At 77.9% G+C, this 1,613-nt stretch carries 1 protein-coding gene and 1 pseudogene; one reads left to right on the top strand and one right to left on the bottom strand.

Annotation, left to right across the window (positions count from 1 at the left end; translation table 11 throughout):
• Window positions 1-230 precede the first annotated feature (230 nt).
• The gene (locus tag ACFU6K_RS38545) at window positions 231-899 is read left to right on the top strand and encodes a GAP family protein (RefSeq protein WP_380671262.1); all 669 of its coding nucleotides are present in this window, start codon (window positions 231-233) and stop codon (window positions 897-899) included.
• Window positions 900-969: 70 nt separating this feature from the next.
• Here the strand turns inward: ACFU6K_RS38545 and ACFU6K_RS38540 are convergent.
• Window positions 970-1,613: pseudogene (locus ACFU6K_RS38540) on the bottom strand (hypothetical protein); the annotation flags it as partial.

Genomic DNA, 1,613 nt, shown 5'->3' with positions numbered 1-1,613 from the left:
TCGACCACGCGGCGCTCGAGACGGGCACCGACTGCCGCACCTCACGCCCGCGGAGGGCCGTCGCACCCCAGCGGTGCGGCGGCCCTCGGCCGCTCCCCGTCCCCCGTCCCCCGTCCCCCGTCCGCGCTCCGCCCCCGCCCTCACCCGAACGGCGGCACTGGCCGTGCGCCGCCCGCCCGACGGGAGCTGAATGGCGGACGGCGCCCGGCGGCGGGAAGGCAGGTCCGGGGATGGGTGAAGCGATCGGCCCGATGCTGGCCTCCGCAGTGGCGGTCGCGCTCAGCCCGCTACCGCTGATCGTCGTCCTGCTGATCCTCGCCTCACCGCGCGGCCAGGCCAACGGGGTCGCCTTCACGGTCGGCTGGCTGCTCGGCCTCGCCACGGTGACGGCCGCCGTCGTGGCCGCGGGCACCGCGTTGAACCCCGCCCGCACCACACCGACCTGGTCGTCCTGGCTGAAGCTCGTCCTCGGCACCGTACTCGTCCTGCTGGCCGCCCGGCAGTGGCGCGAACGACCGCGACCCGGCCGGGTGACCGCGCCACCGGCCTGGCTGCTCTCGATCGACCGGCTGACCGCCGCCCGGTCCGCCGGTCTCGCCGTGGTGCTGGTCGCCACCCACCCGAAGACCCTGGTCCCGGCCGTCGGCGGCGCCGCCTCCATCGCCGCCGCGCCGACTGGCGGCGGAGAGAAGGCGGTGGCCGCCGTCCTGATGGTGCTGCTCGGTTCACTGGGCACCCTGCTGCCGCTCGTGGCGCACCTCCGGGGCAGCGCCCAGGCACGACACACCCTCGGCGAGTGGCGCGCCTGGACGGCCACGCACAGCGCGGCGATCATGATCACCGTCCCGCTGCTGCTCGGCGCCGAGTACCTGGGCGACGCCGTCTCCGGGCTCAGGTGAGCCCCTGCCCACCTGAGCCCGACCGGCCCACCCCTCGAGCCTGCCCGGATCCGCACCACCCCCGCCCCGGTCACCGGATCCGCACCACCCCCCGCCCCCGCACGGCCCGGACCCCCAACCGCCCGGGATCAGGCCTCGGCCGCGCCGCCACCGCCTCCCGCACCGTCAGCAGGATCTCGCCGTCGTAGTGCTCCGCCAGCACCCGCGCCAGCTCCGCCGCCCCACCCGGCCGGACCTCCGGCGCCAGCTCCGGCAGCCGGCCCGGGGCGCTGAGGTCCTGGGCCTGGGCGGCCCAGCGGGCCGCGTCGCACCGTTCGCCCTCGGCGGTGTAGTGCACGGCCAGGCAGTGCACGGCCAGCTGGTCCCCGTACTGGGCGGCTATCCGCCACCAGAAGACGCCGTCCGCCGCACGGCCCATGCCGTACAGCAGGCAGCCGAGGGTCCGGAAGGCGGTCTTCTCGGCGAGTTCGAGGTCCAGGGCGAGCTCCCCCGGCTCGACCGCGCCCGCCACCCCCGCGCACAGGTGGCGCAGGTCGCGCCGCAGCTCCGCCCGCCCCCCGGCCCACCGGGACTGCCCCGGGGCCGACCCCGGTCCGGAACCCGAGCCCGGACCGGAACCCGCCCCCGAACCGGAGCCCGACCGCTGGCCGGAACCGGCGCCGGCCCCCGCTCCCGCGCCGAGTCCGGAGCCCGCCCCCGCTGCCGCTCCCGGGC

Source organism: Kitasatospora sp. NPDC057512 (assembly GCF_042802135.1).
GTDB lineage: Bacteria > Actinomycetota > Actinomycetes > Streptomycetales > Streptomycetaceae > Kitasatospora.
The sequence above is the reverse complement of the archived record's forward strand: the minus strand, read 5'-3'. Positions and strand labels throughout refer to the sequence as shown.

What these genes read in the sequence shown, in the direction of transcription:
- ACFU6K_RS38545 (WP_380671262.1), top strand. Translation starts at nt 231, where the DNA reads ATGGGTGAAGCGATCGGCCCGATGCTGGCCTCCGCAGTGGCGGTCGCG.